The following is a 14696-nucleotide window of genomic DNA, read 5'->3' on the forward strand; positions in this document are numbered from 1 at the left end:
GTTACTGACCGAGGGTCAGCGTTTTGAGCATCATGCTCTTGACGGTATTGAGGACTTCAACGTTGGCCTGATAGCTACGGGAAGCAGACATGGTGTTGACCATCTCTTCCACCACGTCCACGTTAGGCATCTTGACGTAGCCTTTGGCGTCCGCCAGCGGATTCCCCGGCTGGTAAACCAGTTTGAAGGGATCCTGGCTCTCGACCACGTCGGCCACTTTCACACCGCCCGTAGCCGCACCCACTGGCGCATCCACCTGGAACACAACCTGTTTGGCGCGATAAGGCTGGCCGTCAGGGCCGGTCACGCTGTCGGCGTTGGCGAGGTTACTCGCCGCCACGTTCAGGCGTTTGGACTGCGCGGTCAGCGCCGATCCGGCCACGTCAAAAATATTCAGTAATGCCATGACTTAGTTCCCCTGTAGCACGGTCATCATGCTTTTGATTTGCCCGCCCAGCACGGTGAGACCGGTCTGGTATTGCAGGCTGTTGTCAGCGAATTGCGTGCGCTCCCGGTCCATATCGACGGTGTTCCCGTCCATGGATGGCTGGTCAGGTACCCGATACATCAGGTCTACAGAGGGGGCGGTCATCGCCTGGGCTGGAATGTGACGTTCAGAGGTCAGCGTGAGTGACACGCCGGTGGTCTCCGCGCGCCCGCGATCCATCACTTTTTTCAGTTCCGAAGCAAAGTCAACATCGCGCGCCTGATACCCCGGGGTATCGGCGTTGGCAATGTTGGCCGCCAGGATTTCCTGACGCTGGGCGCGCAGGTTCAACGCTTCCTGTTGAAAACGTAGCGCGGCGTCGAGTTTATCGAGCATGTCTCCTCCGCTGGTGGCAGGTGTTCATTCAGCGTTCAGATTAATCCCAATTCCGTCACGCCATCGTCGGAATAAAAGCAAAATGCAGCGCTATTTGTTGCGTTGAAGTTATTCGCTTCCGGGTAAAATTTGCTTCATCCTGATGAGTGGAGTTGCCCATGCGAAACCTGAAAAACACGCTTATGCTGACGCTCACGCTGCTGAGTCCGGCGGCTATCGCGCAGGATTTAACGCAGCAGCTGGACGCTTTTTTTGTTCAGCGTCTGGCAGGGTTCAGCGACTCGGTGAAGGTGAGCCTGCGTAATCCAGGCAATGCGATGCCGCAGTGCGAACAGCCTGCGCTGAGCGTGATGGGTAACAACAAGCTCTGGGGAAACCAGACGGTACAGGCGCAGTGCGGAACGGAAAAACGCTATCTGCAGGTCTTTGTTGAAGCGACGGGGAACTACGTCGTTGCCGCACAACCTGTTGTCCGTGGCACGAAGCTCGAACCCGGCAGCGTGACGCTCAAGCGTGGGCGGCTGGACCAGCTGCCGCCGCGCACGATGCTGGACATCAATCAGGCTCAGAACGCGGTATCATTGCGGGATCTGGCCGCAGGACAGCCGGTGCAGCTGTCGATGCTGCGCCAATCCTGGCGAGTGAAGGCCGGGCAGAAGGTGCAGGTTATCGCCCAGGGCGACGGCTTTAGCGCCAATGCGGAGGGCCAGGCGCTGAACAACGCCGCCGTGGCGCAAAACGCCCGTGTCAGAATGCCGTCAGGCCAGGTGGTGAGCGGTCAGGTAGACGCTGATGGGAATATTCTTATTAATTTATAATGGCCTTAAAGAATCTGCGAACCCTGCCGATAAATAATCAAACACTGATGATGGCAGGCCACCGCGCCATATAACCTCGATGAGGACAGGACAATGAGCATTGATCGTACATCGCCCCTGAAGCCCGTTAACGCCGTTCAGCCGCGTGAGCCGAATGAAGCCCAGGCGCAGAAAGCGCGTCTGGATAAAACCTCGGCTGCCAACAGCACCAGCGTCACGCTGAGCGAAGCGCAGTCCAGCCTGATGCAGCCGCGCAATAGCGACGTCAACATGGAACGCGTTGAAGCGCTGAAAACCGCTATTCGTAATGGCGAACTGAAAATGGATACCGGCAAAATCGCCGATTCGCTGATTTCTGATACCCAGAGCTGGCTGCAGAGTAAATAACCCAATGAGTCACCTGCCGGAAATACTGGATCATATGACAGTCATCCTCAACTCGCTGAAAGAGGTGATGGATGCCGAGCAGCAGCAGCTTTCTGCGGGCAGCGTTAACAGCAGCGCCCTGCAGCGGATAACCGAAGAAAAAAGCTCGCTGCTGGCGACTCTCGACTATCTGGAAAAACAGCGTCGCCTCGAGCAGGAAGCACAGCGTTGTGCCAACGACGACGTTGCAGAGCGCTGGCAAAACATTACTGAGAAAACCCAGCATCTGCGCGATCTCAACCAGCATAACGGCTGGCTTCTGGAGGGTCAGATTGAGCGCAATCAGCAGGCGCTGCAGGTGCTGAAGCCACATCAGGAACCGAGCCTGTACGGCAAAGACGGCCAGACCTCGTCGACGCCGCGCGGCGGGAAGAAGTTTTCGGTTTAATCCCCTCTGCCATTCACTTGTGCAAGCCAGGCTTTCACCGCCGGGCTGCTCTCCTTTTTGCGGCTGATAACCAGCAGGTTTGCCGTAAGCTCCGGGGCATTTAACGCCCGGTAGATAAGCCCCGGCACGCTCACCTGACGCAGAGGAACAGGCACCAAAGCCACGCCGAGGCCCGAGGCCGCAATCGCCAGTACATTCAGGCTGCTGCCCGTGCGATGAGCAATATTCAGTTGTTCTCCCAGCGCCTTTGCCAGCAGCAGACTTAACCGTTCATCGGCATCATGCGCCTCATATAATATCAACGCTTCGTGTGCCAGCATGGCAAGGGTGATTTCGGGCACGCTGGCCAACGGATGATCGTCCGCCATCGCCACCAGCATTCCCCACTCACCGATTTTTTCAGCATGCAGATCGGGCTGGCGCAGCGCGCTATGATCGGGTGAGTAACCAATATCCAGAAGCCCCGCCTGGATTGCCTCCACCTGGCGTCGCGGCGTCATCTCCTCAACGCTTATCTCAACCTCAGGGCTGACGTGGTGAAAATGGCGTAAGTCGCGCATCAGGGTGCCGCTAAAAATGGCGTTACCGGCAAAGCCAATTCTCACAATGCCCGTTTCGCCGCGTAAAGCTCTCTGCGTCGACTCACGGGTGAACTCGGCCTGCGCCAGCGTGCGCCGTGCCTGGGTTTCAAGCACCTTTCCGGCCTCCGTCAGCTCAACGCGACGACTGGTGCGTTCAAACAGTGGCCCGCCCAGTTCTTCTTCCAGAGCGCGAATTTGCATACTCAGCGCAGGCTGAACGATATTCAATGCTTGAGCCGCGCGACCAAAATGCTTCTCTTTTGCCACGGCGAGAAAGTAGCGCAGCTGACGTAAGTCCATGCGATCCCCTTTTAATCATTTTTAATGATTGATTGGTCATTATTGCATATTGGATGTTATCAATCAGATCCCCAATACTCTATCGCATCGCAGCACCTGCTGCTTATTAGCCGGAGTTACCCTATGTCATATAACGTTGAAGATCGCCTGCAAATTACCGACCTGATGACCGGCTGGATCCACCGTGACCTGGCCGAGTGGGATAAAATGCACGCGCTGTTTCACGAAGGTGCAACGATTGAAATCACCTGGTTCGAAGGGCTTGCCCGCGAGTTTGTTGATGCTTCTGCCCGGATGGGCGAATCCGCGCTGAAAACCAAACATATGATTGGCAATCCGGTGATCACCTTTAACGGTGACAAGGCGCTGGTCGAAACCAATGCGATGATTATTGGTGAGAATATTGAGCTCAATGTGGGGTGCTGCACACACAACCGGTTTTTCGACCGGGTGGAAAAGCGTAACGGCCAGTGGAGGATCGTCCATCGACAGAGCGTCTACGATATGGGCAGCTTCACCTTCCCGGTAGGGCTGGTAGAGATTGATATGCACGTTGCGAAGAAATACCCGCGCGAATATGCGGCGCTGGCATATGTGCTTGAGAAAAGCGGCTTCCCTGTGAGTCGTGTATTCGCAACGCGTGGCAGCGAACTTGAGAAGAAGATGAAGGCAGAGGGCAAAGCGTGGCTTAAGGTGGCAAGGTAAATAGCAAAAATCCTCATACGAGAGGATTTTTTAATGTTTGCTCCCCTCGCCCTGTGGGAGAGGGGTTGGGGGAGAGGGCATCAGACAGCTCAGTCCCGTAAGCATTTACAGTATCAAGACTTAACCTCAGGCAGTCCTGCGCGCGAACTCCTTCACGCGGAAACCCAGCACCAGCAGAGTCGCAAAGTAAGCGGCAATGCCTGCCACCACGACCGCCATCAGGCGCAGAATACGGAACGGCATCGTCCCCTGCGACCATTCCGGCATGATGTACATCATCCCCAGCAGCACTGCGGCCATCACCACCACGGCGGCAACCAGGCGCGCCAGGAATTTCCCCCAGCCTGGCTGCGGGGTGAAGATTTTCTGCTTGCGCAGCTGCCAGTACAGCAGGCTGGCGTTCAGGCAGGCCGCCAGACCAATCGACAGTGACAGACCCGCGTGCTTCAGCGGGCCGATAAATGCCAGGTTCATCACCTGGGTCAGAATCAGCGTTACGATAGCAATCTTCACCGGGGTTTTGATGTCCTGGCGGGAATAGAAGCCCGGCGCTAACACCTTCACCACAATCAGGCCAATCAGCCCGACGGAATACGCCACCAGCGCGCGCTGGGTCATCGCAGCATCGAAGGCGGTGAATTTACCGTACTGGAACAGCGAAACGGTCAGCGGCTTGGCCAGAATACCCAGCGCCACGGCGCTCGGCAGCGCCAGCAGGAAGCACAGGCGCAGGCCCCAGTCCATCAGGCGGCAATATTCATCGTGGTTGCCGCTGGCGAAGCTTTTTGACAGCGATGGCAGCAAAATAGTGCCAAGCGCCACGCCCAGTACCCCGGACGGGAACTCCATCAGGCGGTCAGCGTAGTACATCCAGGATACCGACCCGGAAACCAGGAAGGAGGCAAAAATGGTGTTGATGATAAGCGAAATCTGGCTCACGGAAACGCCGAGAATGGCCGGGCCCATCTGCTTCACCACCCGCATCGACCCGGCATCTTTCAGGTTGATGCGTGGCAGCACCAGCATGCCGATTTTCTTCAAGTGCGGCAGCTGATAGAACAGCTGCAGCACGCCGCCAACGGTTACCGCCCACGCCAGCGCGAGAACGGGTGGATTGAAGTACGGCGCGGCAAACAGCGCAAAGCCAATCATGCTGACGTTGAGAAACGTTGGCGCAAAGGCCGGGACCGAGAAGCGGTTCCAGGTGTTCAGGATCGCGCCCACCAGCGAGGCCAGGGAAATCAGCAGAATGTACGGGAAGGTGATGCGCAGCAGCTGGCTGGTTAAGGCAAACTTATCGGCGGTATCGGCAAAGCCTGGTGCGGTAATGGTTATCACCCACGGCGCTGCTAGCATCCCGAGGATGGTCACAACGGCAAGTGCGAGGGTTAATAAGCCTGAAACGTAGGAGACAAACACACGGGTGGCATCTTCGCCCTGCTTGCTTTTGTACTCCGCCAGAATCGGTACGAACGCCTGGGAGAATGCCCCTTCGGCGAAGATTCGACGCAGCAGGTTCGGCAGCTTGAAGGCCACAAAAAAGGCATCCGTCGCCATTCCCGCGCCAAAAACCCTTGCCACGATGGCATCGCGCGCAAAGCCGAGCACGCGAGAGAACATGGTCATTGAGCTGACGGCCGCCAGCGATTTTAATAAATTCATTAACGTGAAATTCCACACCCGGGAACAAAAACGCCTGTCAGCAAACAGGCGTTGGAAAGTGGCGATAGTCTACCTTGATTCGCGCTAATTACTACTGGCAGATGTTACAGCCTCTTACTCGCTGATGGCCTCCTGCCACAACATTTCGACGATGCGCTGGGCGGCAATCGCCTGCTCACCGGCGGTTTCCGGAACCGTCTGATTTTGCACGCATTCGATAAAGTGATGTGCGCAGCCAGCGAACCCACGCTGTTCGAGCGTGCTTTGCCAGCCCGGCACCGGACGAGTCAGTAGACCGCTGCCCCGCTCCTCTCGCCAGTCACGCATGTCGGTGATATCAATCAGACCGCCGTCGGTTACGGCCTGAACACACTCCCGCTGGCTGCCCGCGCGACGGTGCATACTGGTGGTGATTTGCATCTGCGGCAGCGCGAAATGGTGCTCTGCATAAAACATCTCGCCCTGTTCGGTAGTCTGTAGGGTGCCACCGCTCAACTGCGGCTTACCCCCCGCCAGCCACAGCGCGGTATCCACCACGTGCAGGTAATCATCGAGCAATGTGAAGCGCAGATCGTTCGGCCCGATGCTGTCAGATCTGTGCTTGTCCATGCGCAGCGAAGCGCCGTGGGTAAGGCCTGCTTTTAGCTCGCGATAGAGCGGCGCAAAGCGGCGGTTGAAGCCCACCATCAGCGTCAGCTTTTTCTTCTCCGCTAATTCAATCAGGCGTATTGCATCGCTCAGTTTATCGGCCAACGGTTTATCAACGCAGACGTGCACGCCTGCGTTCAGTAATTCGCTCACCACGGCGTAGTGAGTAGACGTTGCGCTGTGGACAAATACCGCATCGCACTGCGAAGCCAGATGTTGCAGGGAATCCGCCAGCGGAATACGGTAGGTTTCACAGATACGCAGTGCTTTTTCACGCCCCGGTGACCATGCGGCCTGAAGCGTCCAGTTGTTGGCCGCGGTAAGTACGGGAAGCCAGGCTTTTTGCGCGATACCGCCGAGCCCTACTACGCCAATTCGAAGTTTTGCCGTCACGATCAGTCTCCCAGATGGGCCAGTAAGGAATCGAGGCGCTGTTTCAGCTCCTCTACTTCACTTTCAAGCGCTTCCACGCGTGCAACCAGGTCGTCCGTTGCAGGTGCCACCGCTTCCACGGCGGTAATCAGGCTCTCAACGTCACCACTAAACAAATGCATGTAGCGATGCTCCCTCTTGCCCGGTTCGCGCGGCAGGCGCGCCACATACGGCCCGTCTTCCCGCGTCGCCAAATGCTCCAGCGCGTTTTCTACTTCCGCCGTATCGGCAAACTCATGCATACGCTGGCCACGACTGCGCAGTTCTCCCGGCGTTTGCGGGCCGCGCAGCAGCAAGGTGGTAATAATGGCCACTTCGCCCGCGGTCAGTTTCAGGTCGCCAAACTCAGAGTTGCAGAAGCGCTGTTCATATTTAGTGACCCGGTTGCCAAAGCCGCTGACGGTCCGCAGATAGTGACGCTTGACCAGCTGGTCGAGCAGGTCCTGCACTTCGCTCTCACTCAAGGACAGCACCGGTTCGCGGTTACTCTTTTGATTGCATGCGAGCGTCACGGCGTTCACTGACAAGGGATACTGTTCTGGCGTAGTGACCTGCTTTTCCAGCAGGCAGCCAATCACACGCGCTTCGTGCGCCGTTAACTGATACTTCATGGTTTCTCCTTAGCGGCCCGCCGTCCACTCACGGGTGGTCAGCGCCGTCAGCACATGGTCACGCCACTGCCCATCGATCAGCAGATAATCTTTGGCGTACCCTTCTTTTTCAAATCCGAGCTTTGCCAGCAGCGCCCCGCTGCGCTGGTTATGCGGCATGTAGTTGGCCATTATGCGGTGAATATGCTGGGTGCGCTGCATGTAGCGAATAGCGGAGGTCAGCGCCTCATACATCAGCCCTTGCCCCTGCCATTTTTCACCGATCGAGTAGCCCAGATAGCAGGCGTGGAACGAGCCTCGCACAACGTTTGAAAAATTGGCAACGCCGACAATTTCTTTTTCTTCCGGATCCAACAGGACAAAATAATACGCGGAGCCCTGCTTGTGGAATTCGTTAATCATCGACAATCGGGCCTGCCAGCCGGAGGGATAGCAATGGCTGTCATCGCGGACGGGCTCCCAGGGCTTCAGGAACGCCTTGTTTTCCGCGTAATAATCGGCAAGACGCCAGGCGTCACGGTCATGAACCAGACGCACCACCAGCCGGTCTGTTGTTAAACGCACTTTCGGGGCATTACTGCGATAGCCAAACATCTTTCCCTACCCTTTTGAACCAGCATAAGCTTCACTATACCTGCCCGCTGCCACCTTGGGAAAACAGCGACATACGATTTTCTGAGGCACTTCCGTTTTTCGATAAAAAAACTCTATCAAAACTGTCTTTTGATAAAAAAATATTGTTGCCTGCGCCGCCGGAAACACAGCGCTGAGACGGTAGAATAGCAGCCTCACACCATCTGATTCCCCTGGAGGGGAAATGCCATCGCGCATCTCGCAGGCTCGCAGCCTGGGCAAATATTTCCTGCTCGTCGATAACATGCTGGTCGTGCTCGGCTTCTTCGTTGTTTTCCCCCTGATATCTATTCGCTTCGTTGACCAGATGGGCTGGGCCGCGCTGATGGTTGGCATCGCCCTTGGGCTTCGTCAACTGGTACAGCAAGGGCTGGGTATTTTTGGCGGCGCGATAGCCGACCGCTTCGGTGCCAAGCCAATGATTGTCACCGGTATGCTGATGCGGGCGGCAGGGTTCGCCACCATGGCTATAGCGCATGAACCCTGGATGCTCTGGCTCTCCTGCATACTTTCCGGGCTGGGCGGCACGCTTTTCGATCCGCCACGCGCGGCGCTGGTAGTGAAACTTGTTCGCCCGCATCAGCGGGGCCGCTTCTTCTCTTTGTTGATGATGCAGGACAGCGCGGGCGCGGTTATTGGCGCCCTTCTTGGCAGTTGGCTGCTGCAGTACGATTTCCGTCTGGTGTGCAGCGTCGGTGCAGTGCTGTTTATCCTCTGTGCCGCGTTCAACGCCTGGTATCTCCCGGCGTGGAAACTTTCCACCGTTAAAACCCCCGTGCGTGAAGGCTTATCGCGGGTGATGCGTGACAAACGTTTTGTCACCTATGTGCTGACGCTAACGGGCTATTACATGCTGGCGGTTCAAGTGATGCTGATGCTGCCCATCATGGTGAATGACATTGCCGGCACGCCGTCAGCGGTGAAATGGATGTATGCCATTGAGGCCGCGCTCTCACTGAGCCTGCTCTACCCCATTGCCCGCTGGAGCGAGAAACGCTTCCGTCTTGAGCATCGTCTGATGGCAGGCCTGCTGGTGATGACCCTGGCGATGCTGCCCATTGGCTTATCGTCCAGCCTTCAACAGCTGTTCACGCTGATTTGCGTGTTCTACATCGGCTCGATTATCGCCGAACCGGCCCGGGAGACGCTGAGCGCAGAGCTTGCCGATCCGCGCGCCCGCGGCAGCTATATGGGCTTCAGCCGTCTTGGCCTCGCCTTCGGCGGTGCGCTAGGCTATGCAGGCGGCGGCTGGCTTTTTGACGCGGGCAAAGCCAGCGGCCAACCGGAGCTGCCATGGGTGATGCTCGGCGTGATTGGTCTTATCACTTTCCTGGCTCTGTGGTGGCAGTTCAGCGCTAAGCGCATCTCCACCGGGATGGTCGAACCGCGGGTCTGATGTTAATTGTGGTAACAATTCAGCTAATTCTGCTGGCACGTCTCTGGCTGACAGGGCATGCTGCTTTGTGTCAGGATGAGACACAGGCATCATGTTGAGGAACCCCATGAAGAAGATGTTGATGGTCGCCACGCTTATCGTAAGCGGCCTGCTGGCTGGCTGTAACCAGCTAACGCAGTACACCGTGAGTGAACAGGAAATTAACCAGGCGCTGCAAAAGCGCAATAACTTTTCCAAAGATATTGGCCTGCCGGGCGTGGCTGCCGCTCATATCGTGCTGACCAACCTTTCCAGCGCCATTGGTCGCGAAGAGCCAAACAAAATCACGCTCAACGGCATAGCCAATCTCGACATGAGTTCGCTATTCGGCAATCAGAAAGCCACCATTGATCTGAAACTCAAAGCGTTGCCGGTCTTCAACAAAGAGAAAGGCGCTATTTTCCTGCAGGAAATCGAAGTGGTGGACGCCAAAGTTCAGCCTGAGAAGATGCAGTCCGTGGTGCAGACTATGCTGCCCTACCTGAATCAGTCCCTGCGCAGCTACTTCGACAAGCAGCCAGCCTATGTACTGCGTGAAGATTCGAGCAAGGGTGAAGCGCTGGCGAAGAAATATGCCAAAGGCATTGAGGTCAAACCCGGCGAGATTGTCATTCCCCTCACCGACTGACCCCACTCACTGTGAAACGGGCGCTGCGGTGCCCGTTTTTTTTCACGGAAAGGAGTGCAAAGGTAAACGATTCCGTTTAACCTTAGTGCCCGGCAAAAATAGCCCTTCTCAATCAGCCGGAGCCCTCTTATGTCATCCCCATCCCAGGTCCTGAAAATCCGCCGCCCCGACGACTGGCATATCCATCTGCGCGATGGCGACATGCTGAAAACCGTGGTGCCTTATACCAGCGAAGTGTATGGCCGGGCGATTGTGATGCCAAACCTGGTGCCGCCGATCACGACCGTTGATGCTGCCATCAGCTATCGCCAGCGCATTCTGGATGCTGTGCCTGCGGGCCACGATTTCACACCGCTGATGACCTGCTACCTGACCGACACACTCGACCCGAACGAACTGGAGCGCGGCTTCAACGAAGGCGTATTTACCGCCGCCAAACTCTACCCGGCCAACGCCACAACTAACTCCAGCCACGGTGTAACAAGCATTGATGCGATCATGCCTGTGCTTGAGCGCATGCAGAAGCTGGGAATGCCGCTGCTGGTCCACGGCGAAGTCACTCACGCCGAGATTGATATTTTCGACCGCGAAGCCCGCTTCATTGAAACGGTAATGGAGCCAATGCGCCAGCGCCTGCCTGCGTTGAAAGTGGTGTTTGAGCATATCACCACCAAAGATGCCGCAGAGTATGTCCGCGACGGCAACGACCTGCTGGCCGCAACCATTACGCCACAGCACCTGATGTTCAACCGTAACCATATGCTGGTTGGCGGCGTGCGCCCTCACCTCTACTGCCTGCCAATCCTCAAACGCAACATCCACCAGCAGGCGCTGCGCGAGCTGGTCGCCAGCGGCTTTGAGCGCGCTTTCCTCGGAACAGACTCTGCGCCACATGCGCGCCATCGCAAAGAAGCCAGCTGCGGCTGCGCGGGCTGCTTTAACGCGCCTACCGCTCTCGGCAGCTACGCTACCGTGTTTGAAGAAATGGACGCCTTACAGCACTTCGAAGCGTTCTGCTCGCTCAACGGCCCGCGCTTCTATGGCCTGCCGGTGAATGAAACCTTCATCGAGCTGGAGCGTAAAGAGAGTCAGGTCACCGACAGCATTGCCCTGACGGACGACACGCTTATCCCGTTCCTCGCAGGAGAAACCGTGCAGTGGAGTGTTAAGCGCTAAAAAGTGTTTGTCCCCTGTTGTAAGTTTCTTAAACTAACTGTATAAATACACAGTATATTCAACAGGGGGCACATTATGCGTATTGAAGTGACCATTGCCAAAACCACCGTTTTACCTGCTGGCGCCATTGATGCGCTCTCCAGCGAGCTTTCCCGCCGTATTCTCAGCCAGTTTCCCGATCGTGACGGCCAGGTCAGCGTACGCTACGCTGCTGCCAACAATCTCTCCGTCATCGGCGCGCCAAAAGAAGACAAAGATCGCATCAGTGAAATTCTTCAGGAAACCTGGGAAAGCGCAGACGACTGGTTTAACCCTGCCTGATCCCGCTACAACAGATTAAAAAACGCTCCATTCTGTGTCATTTTTGCCGGGTCGCCCCGGCTTTTTTCATTTAAATCTGCCGCTTTTTTAACCTTTTTCTGATTGCATCACTTTTCAATTAAAAAATAACGAACTAACTGCCGTTTTATTGTTCGAATAAGCGATCTATCTGGAAAAAGATGTTGCAGCCTGGCCAAAAATTCGAATATTTTCTTAATTGTTGTATAATTACTTTGCTTCAGAAAACACGCATTGAACCTCGAACCGTTGTCTTTAAACACGCAAATAAGGGGTTATGATGGAAAAGAATAATGAAGTCATCCAGACCCATCCCCTCGTCGGATGGGACATCAGCACCGTAGACAGCTATGACGCGCTGATGCTGCGCCTGCACTACCAGAACCCCACACTTTCGAGTCATAACGAAGCAGAAATCGGCCAGACCTTATGGTTAACAACCGATGTGGCCCGCCAGTTTATTTCAATACTAGAAGCGGGCATCGCCAAAATTGAATCCGGCGATTTCCAGGAAAACGAGTATCGCAGGCATTAGCGCTTAATGCTTAAAATTTACTCAACAGGCACCCGCGGGTGCCTTAATTATTTCTGCCTTGTCACGCAGAATCAGATTAATTACCCTGCTAAATAAAGAACAGACCTGAGAGACACGCATGAACTACGATTTAATTATTATCGGCAGCGGCTCTGTCGGTGCCGCCGCGGGTTTCTATGCCGCCCGCGCAGGGTTATCGGTTCTGATGACCGATGCTCACCTGCCGCCGCACAGCGAAGGCAGCCATCATGGCGACACGCGTTTGATTCGTCATGCCTATGGCGAAGGGGAGAAATACGTCCCGATGGTGCTGCGTGCCCAAACGCTGTGGGACGAACTGGCAGAGCTCAGTGGCGAAGAGATTTTCGACAAGAGCGGCGTCGTTAACCTCGGGCCCGCGCATTCCACCTTTCTGAGCAACGTCGAGCAAAGCGCCCGCCAGTTCGGCCTGAACGTCGAAAAGCTTGATGCAAAAGCGCTCATGGCTCGCTGGCCTGAAATTCGCGTGCCGGACGATTATATCGGTCTGTTTGAACCCGCATCCGGCGTGCTGCGCAGTGAAAAGGCGGTGAAGGCCTGGATTGACCTTGCTCGTGAAGCGGGTTGCGCTCAGCTGTTTAACTGCCCTGTGACCGCCGTCCATCACCACGACGATGGCGTGACGGTAGAAACGGCCGACGGCAGCTACACGGGCAAACGCCTGCTGGTGAGCGCCGGAACCTGGGTCACGAAGCTGCTGCCCGAGTTGCCCATTCAGCCCGTGCGAAAAGTATTTGCCTGGTTCCAGGCGGATGGCCGCTACAGCCGTAAAAACAACTTCCCGGCCTTTACCGGAGAGCTGCCAAACGGCGATCAGTATTACGGCTTTCCGGCGGAAGACAACGAACTGAAAATCGGCAAGCATAACGGTGGTCAGCTGATTGACTCACCGGAACAGCGCAAACCGTTTGCAGCGGTGGCGAGTGATGGCTCCGAAGCGTTTAACTTTCTGCGCAGCGTTCTGCCAGGTATTGGCGGCTGTCTGCACGGTGCGTCCTGCACCTATGACAACTCCCCGGACGAAGATTTCATCATCGACACCCTGCCCGGCCATGCATCGACGCTGGTCATTACCGGCCTGAGCGGACACGGCTTCAAGTTCGCTTCGGTACTGGGCGAGATTGCCGCTGATTTTGCCCAGGGTAAAACCCCGGCGTTCGATCTTTCTCCGTTCCGTCTGGCGCGTTTTAACGCATAACAGAGATAAAAAAGCCCGGCGCATTGCCGGGCTTCTGGTAACAATATGATGATCCAACGTGCCTATCATTATCTGGTGAACAACATCCGCGAGCACTTCGTGGTGTGGATTGTTCTGTGGCTGACGCTGGCCGCTATCGACCTGATTTACATCTTTTTTTACTGACCCTGTTCCGGGTCAGGAATGCCCAGACGCGTGTTCAGCTGGCCGCGAGACTTGTTGAAGATCTTGTTGCCGTTTTCGCGTCCTGCGCGACGGCGACGCTGTTCTTCCTCTGGCAGGTTGCGCTCTTCCTGACACAGTTCACTGCAGCAGCCACTGTATTTCTCCGCACATGCCGGGCACTGAATAAACAGCAGATGGCAACCGTCGTTCAGGCAATTGGTGTGCGTATCGCACGGGGTGCCACATTGATGACAGTGGGCAATCACGTCGTCGGAGATGCGTTCGCCCATCCGCTCATCGAAGACAAAGTTTTTGCCGATAAAGCGCACCGGCAGACCTTGTTCACGCGCCCGACGGGCATACTCGATGATCCCACCTTCAATGTGCCAGACCTTGTTGAAGCCTTTGTGCTTCATAAAGGCGCTGGCCTTTTCGCAGCGAATGCCGCCGGTGCAGTACATGACGATTTTCTTGTCACGGTACTCTTCCATCATTTCGACGGCTTTCGGCAACTGGTCGCGGAAAGTATCCGCCGGGATTTCCAGCGCATTCTCAAAATGCCCCACTTCGTATTCGTAGTGGTTACGCATGTCGATAAATACCGCGTCCGGGTCATCCAGCATCGCATTCACTTCTGCGGCTTTCAGGTAGTCGCCGACGTCGCTTGCGTCAAACGTCGGATCGTCGATGCCGTCCGCCACGATGCGCTCACGCACCTTCATGCGCAGCACCCAGAAGGATTTGCCGTCGTCGTCCAGCGCCACGTTCAAACGCAGATTGTTCAGCGCCGGGTCGAAGGCGTACAGCACATCGCGGAAGGCTTCAAATTTGCTCTGCGGGACGCTGATTTGCGCGTTGATCCCTTCATGAGCGAGGTAAACACGGCCAAACACGCTGAGCGCAGAAAGCGCCTGATAGAGCGCATCGCGGGTCGCTTTAGGATCGGCAATGGTGAAATATTTGTAGAATGAGACTGTGGTGCGCGGCTCGGTTTCGGCCATTAACTGCGCTTTCAGCTGCTCATTCGAGATGCGGTTGTGCAACACTGGCATGGTGTGGTTCCTGCATTATCGATGAGAAATTTCGCGGCCCGCATGATATAGCATAACCTGCGAATTTACATCCCCACATTTTGCGCTACATTTCTCTCACCT

At 55.9% G+C, this 14696-nt stretch carries 19 protein-coding genes; 11 read left to right on the forward strand and 8 right to left on the reverse strand.

What is annotated here, in order from left to right:
- Position 1 precedes the first annotated feature (1 nt).
- Positions 2–406, reverse strand: coding sequence for a flagellar basal body rod protein FlgC (gene flgC, locus CRO87_RS02035; protein ID WP_097161258.1), 405 nt, complete (start codon positions 404–406; stop codon positions 2–4).
- 3 nt (positions 407–409) lie between these two features.
- The gene (gene flgB / locus CRO87_RS02040) at positions 410–823 is read right to left on the reverse strand and encodes a flagellar basal body rod protein FlgB (RefSeq protein WP_097161259.1); all 414 of its coding nucleotides are present in this window, start codon (positions 821–823) and stop codon (positions 410–412) included.
- A 158-nt stretch (positions 824–981) separates the two neighbouring features.
- On the opposite strand from flgB, the gene flgA reads away from it, so the two are divergent.
- From flgA to flgN, 3 genes are all read left to right on the forward strand, one after another.
- The gene (gene flgA / locus CRO87_RS02045) at positions 982–1641 is read left to right on the forward strand and encodes a flagellar basal body P-ring formation chaperone FlgA (RefSeq protein WP_097161260.1); all 660 of its coding nucleotides are present in this window, start codon (positions 982–984) and stop codon (positions 1639–1641) included.
- 93 nt (positions 1642–1734) lie between these two features.
- Positions 1735–2028, forward strand: a complete 294-nt coding sequence (gene flgM, locus CRO87_RS02050; protein WP_097161261.1) for a flagellar biosynthesis anti-sigma factor FlgM — start codon at positions 1735–1737, stop codon at positions 2026–2028.
- Between the two features lie 4 nt (positions 2029–2032).
- Positions 2033–2455, forward strand: a complete 423-nt coding sequence (flgN, locus tag CRO87_RS02055) for a flagella biosynthesis chaperone FlgN (RefSeq protein ID WP_097161262.1) — start codon at positions 2033–2035, stop codon at positions 2453–2455.
- Here flgN and CRO87_RS02060 read toward each other — a convergent pair.
- Positions 2452–3336, reverse strand: coding sequence for a LysR substrate-binding domain-containing protein (locus CRO87_RS02060; protein WP_097161263.1), 885 nt, complete (start codon positions 3334–3336; stop codon positions 2452–2454). The genes flgN and CRO87_RS02060 overlap by 4 nt on opposite strands.
- Positions 3337–3459: 123 nt before the next feature.
- Between CRO87_RS02060 and CRO87_RS02065 the strand changes: the two genes are divergently transcribed.
- Positions 3460–4041, forward strand: a complete 582-nt coding sequence (locus CRO87_RS02065) for a nuclear transport factor 2 family protein (RefSeq protein WP_097161264.1) — start codon at positions 3460–3462, stop codon at positions 4039–4041.
- 126 nt (positions 4042–4167) lie between these two features.
- Here the strand turns inward: CRO87_RS02065 and murJ are convergent, their stop codons facing one another.
- The 4 genes from murJ to rimJ form a co-directional block, all read right to left on the reverse strand.
- Entirely contained in the window at positions 4168–5703 is a 1536-nt protein-coding gene (murJ, locus tag CRO87_RS02070; protein WP_097161265.1) for a murein biosynthesis integral membrane protein MurJ, read from the reverse strand.
- 114 nt (positions 5704–5817) lie between these two features.
- Entirely contained in the window at positions 5818–6744 is a 927-nt protein-coding gene (locus tag CRO87_RS02075) for a Gfo/Idh/MocA family protein (RefSeq protein ID WP_097161266.1), read from the reverse strand.
- A 2-nt stretch (positions 6745–6746) separates the two neighbouring features.
- A complete protein-coding gene (locus CRO87_RS02080; protein WP_097161267.1) occupies positions 6747–7394 on the reverse strand; it encodes a YceH family protein in 648 nt (215 codons plus the stop codon).
- A gap of 9 nt (positions 7395–7403) precedes the next feature.
- Positions 7404–7988 carry a ribosomal protein S5-alanine N-acetyltransferase gene (gene rimJ, locus CRO87_RS02085; protein ID WP_097161268.1) on the reverse strand — a complete coding sequence of 195 codons (585 nt, stop codon included), beginning with the start codon at positions 7986–7988 and terminating at the stop codon, positions 7404–7406.
- A 223-nt stretch (positions 7989–8211) separates the two neighbouring features.
- On the opposite strand from rimJ, the gene mdtH reads away from it, so the two are divergent.
- From mdtH to CRO87_RS02120, 7 genes are all read left to right on the forward strand, one after another.
- Positions 8212–9423 carry a multidrug efflux MFS transporter MdtH gene (gene mdtH / locus CRO87_RS02090; RefSeq protein ID WP_097161269.1) on the forward strand — a complete coding sequence of 404 codons (1212 nt, stop codon included), beginning with the start codon at positions 8212–8214 and terminating at the stop codon, positions 9421–9423.
- A 106-nt stretch (positions 9424–9529) separates the two neighbouring features.
- Positions 9530–10090 (forward strand): lipoprotein, encoded by a 561-nt coding sequence (locus tag CRO87_RS02095; RefSeq protein WP_097161270.1) that lies wholly within the window; start codon positions 9530–9532, stop codon positions 10088–10090.
- Positions 10091–10219: 129 nt separating this feature from the next.
- Positions 10220–11266: a dihydroorotase gene (gene pyrC, locus CRO87_RS02100; protein WP_097161271.1), complete on the forward strand. Its 1047-nt coding sequence runs from the start codon at positions 10220–10222 to the stop codon at positions 11264–11266.
- Between the two features lie 75 nt (positions 11267–11341).
- Positions 11342–11587, forward strand: a complete 246-nt coding sequence (gene dinI / locus CRO87_RS02105; RefSeq protein WP_097161272.1) for a DNA damage-inducible protein I — start codon at positions 11342–11344, stop codon at positions 11585–11587.
- A 298-nt stretch (positions 11588–11885) separates the two neighbouring features.
- Entirely contained in the window at positions 11886–12140 is a 255-nt protein-coding gene (gene bssS, locus CRO87_RS02110; protein WP_097161273.1) for a biofilm formation regulator BssS, read from the forward strand.
- A 118-nt stretch (positions 12141–12258) separates the two neighbouring features.
- Positions 12259–13377: an N-methyl-L-tryptophan oxidase gene (gene solA, locus CRO87_RS02115; protein ID WP_097161274.1), complete on the forward strand. Its 1119-nt coding sequence runs from the start codon at positions 12259–12261 to the stop codon at positions 13375–13377.
- Positions 13378–13428: 51 nt separating this feature from the next.
- Complete coding sequence (locus tag CRO87_RS02120; protein WP_097161305.1) at positions 13429–13542, forward strand: DUF2770 family protein; 114 nt, start codon at positions 13429–13431, stop codon at positions 13540–13542.
- Here the strand turns inward: CRO87_RS02120 and CRO87_RS02125 are convergent.
- Positions 13536–14594 carry a rhodanese-related sulfurtransferase gene (locus tag CRO87_RS02125; RefSeq protein WP_097161275.1) on the reverse strand — a complete coding sequence of 353 codons (1059 nt, stop codon included), beginning with the start codon at positions 14592–14594 and terminating at the stop codon, positions 13536–13538. The genes CRO87_RS02120 and CRO87_RS02125 overlap by 7 nt on opposite strands.
- Positions 14595–14696: the final 102 nt, after the last annotated feature.

This window comes from Enterobacter sp. CC120223-11, assembly GCF_900215375.1.
GTDB lineage: Bacteria > Pseudomonadota > Gammaproteobacteria > Enterobacterales > Enterobacteriaceae > Scandinavium.

Excerpts from the sequence above, each read along its gene's own strand:
- flgC (WP_097161258.1), bottom strand. The coding sequence starts at position 406 with ATGGCATTACTGAATATTTTTGACGTGGCCGGATCGGCGCTGACCGCG.
- flgB (WP_097161259.1), bottom strand. The coding sequence starts at position 823 with ATGCTCGATAAACTCGACGCCGCGCTACGTTTTCAACAGGAAGCGTTG.
- flgA (WP_097161260.1), top strand. The coding sequence starts at position 982 with ATGCGAAACCTGAAAAACACGCTTATGCTGACGCTCACGCTGCTGAGT.
- flgM (WP_097161261.1), top strand. The coding sequence starts at position 1,735 with ATGAGCATTGATCGTACATCGCCCCTGAAGCCCGTTAACGCCGTTCAG.
- flgN (WP_097161262.1), top strand. The coding sequence starts at position 2,033 with ATGAGTCACCTGCCGGAAATACTGGATCATATGACAGTCATCCTCAAC.
- CRO87_RS02060 (WP_097161263.1), bottom strand. The coding sequence starts at position 3,336 with ATGGACTTACGTCAGCTGCGCTACTTTCTCGCCGTGGCAAAAGAGAAG.
- CRO87_RS02065 (WP_097161264.1), top strand. The coding sequence starts at position 3,460 with ATGTCATATAACGTTGAAGATCGCCTGCAAATTACCGACCTGATGACC.
- murJ (WP_097161265.1), bottom strand. The coding sequence starts at position 5,703 with ATGAATTTATTAAAATCGCTGGCGGCCGTCAGCTCAATGACCATGTTC.
- CRO87_RS02080 (WP_097161267.1), bottom strand. The coding sequence starts at position 7,394 with ATGAAGTATCAGTTAACGGCGCACGAAGCGCGTGTGATTGGCTGCCTG.
- rimJ (WP_097161268.1), bottom strand. The coding sequence starts at position 7,988 with ATGTTTGGCTATCGCAGTAATGCCCCGAAAGTGCGTTTAACAACAGAC.
- mdtH (WP_097161269.1), top strand. The coding sequence starts at position 8,212 with ATGCCATCGCGCATCTCGCAGGCTCGCAGCCTGGGCAAATATTTCCTG.
- CRO87_RS02095 (WP_097161270.1), top strand. The coding sequence starts at position 9,530 with ATGAAGAAGATGTTGATGGTCGCCACGCTTATCGTAAGCGGCCTGCTG.
- pyrC (WP_097161271.1), top strand. The coding sequence starts at position 10,220 with ATGTCATCCCCATCCCAGGTCCTGAAAATCCGCCGCCCCGACGACTGG.
- dinI (WP_097161272.1), top strand. The coding sequence starts at position 11,342 with ATGCGTATTGAAGTGACCATTGCCAAAACCACCGTTTTACCTGCTGGC.
- bssS (WP_097161273.1), top strand. The coding sequence starts at position 11,886 with ATGGAAAAGAATAATGAAGTCATCCAGACCCATCCCCTCGTCGGATGG.
- solA (WP_097161274.1), top strand. The coding sequence starts at position 12,259 with ATGAACTACGATTTAATTATTATCGGCAGCGGCTCTGTCGGTGCCGCC.
- CRO87_RS02125 (WP_097161275.1), bottom strand. The coding sequence starts at position 14,594 with ATGCCAGTGTTGCACAACCGCATCTCGAATGAGCAGCTGAAAGCGCAG.